We start from the raw sequence: 1,601 nt of genomic DNA on the forward strand, positions 1-1,601 counted from the left end.
TGTTGTGAATCTAAAGGTTCTTATTCAACTAACGCATTGCGATAGTTTAAATTCTCAATCTCCTCAAGCGGTTTTTAACTTATTATCGTAAAAGATAATTTCAAACAATAAAAATAAGGCGATGACTTTTATGAACGAATACGAAAATCTATTAAAAAAATGGGATCATATACTGAACAAATTAGAAAGAAACAATGGTAAAGTGCAGCCAATTGAGTTTGGAGAAAAAGCAACAATAAAAGAAATTCAAGAAAAAGAAAAAGAGTTAGGATACAAATTGCCTCCTTCATATAAATCTATTATTAAAAATTATGCAAAATCATTGTCGTTTTACTATTCATTTTCGGAAGATACAATGATCCCCACTGAATTTAGCGAAATATTTTCTGGAGAAATTAATTGGGACTTTTCAGAGCTTCAGAATTTAGATGAATTAGCTGAAGACTTGGAGGAAGATGGAGAAGATTATGGTAAGAACCTTAGAGGGAAACTAGAATTTTCACATGCTGGAAATGGTGACATTTATGCTTTTGATATGTTAGCTGAGGGTGAAGAAAAACCGGTTATATATTGGGACCACGAAGAAGATACTGTTACCTATATTGCAGATTCTTTTATTGATTATCTGGAAAAGATTACGGAATTAAGTTGTGTGGGTAGTGAAAAATGGCAGATAGATTATTTTTTAAATGAAAATGGTTTAGACACATCAAGTTCAAATGCATTAAGGTGGAAGGAGTGGTTTGAAACATTCTCTGAAACTACCTTAGATGATGTTAAAAATAATATGGACGAGCTAATCTCTTATACTATTTATCGAAAGAAACTAGATAAAGATGCTTTAAATTCCTTTTTGTTATTTAATAAACATGATTTGTTTGATAAATTACTTAATTACCTAAATAAGTATGAAGCGTTTATCGATAAGAAGATGGTTTGCGAGATTATTGGGGAAGCCTTGGGGATATACGCAAAGTCTTGGGTTGCAAATTTATGGGAAGTTAATCATCATATGCAGTTGGATAGTAGATTGCGTTCATATCTTAGTATTAAGTGTCTTGACGGTAATACTGGATTAAAATTAGTATTCAATTATTTAGAAGAACAATCGAATGGGAAAATAAACGGTTATGATGCACTTTCTCATCTATCTTCTAATAAATCGCATCAAGTTATTGTTTGGATGGAAAATCATGTGAAATTCCCTGTTACAGAAGGATGGGACGAATTGTATATCGAATCCAATCCTACTTGGAATGATATAAAAAGATGGTCAGAGTTAGAGGAAAGACATCAAGTCACTTTAATTCATGCTTTAGAAGGAGTGTTAATGAATAAAATGTATGGACCTTCTAAACATTTTGAATTTAGTCCTTCATCAAAAGAGGAGTTCATTTCCCTATTAAATAACTTAAAAATTAAACAAATACTTAGAACAAGAATTCAGATCATAAATAATTTGATTGGAAATGTTAATCAATATTACAATGTGTAATTATCGAAAAATATATAAGAGTCTTCTTCAACTAACGCATCCATTAGTTATATAAAAAAATCGGCTATATAGTCGATTTTTTTATTGAGCTAAATGGCAGTTTAGT

Annotated in this window: 1 protein-coding gene; it reads left to right on the forward strand. The window is 30.4% G+C overall.

The features are described from left to right. The first annotated feature begins 130 nt into the window (after window positions 1–130). Window positions 131–1,495, forward strand: a complete 1,365-nt coding sequence (locus CN514_RS21100; RefSeq protein WP_176526015.1) for an SMI1/KNR4 family protein — start codon at window positions 131–133, stop codon at window positions 1,493–1,495. Window positions 1,496–1,601: the final 106 nt, after the last annotated feature.

The sequence above is a fragment of the Bacillus sp. AFS001701 genome, assembly GCF_002559405.1.
Taxonomy (GTDB): domain Bacteria; phylum Bacillota; class Bacilli; order Bacillales; family Bacillaceae_G; genus Gottfriedia.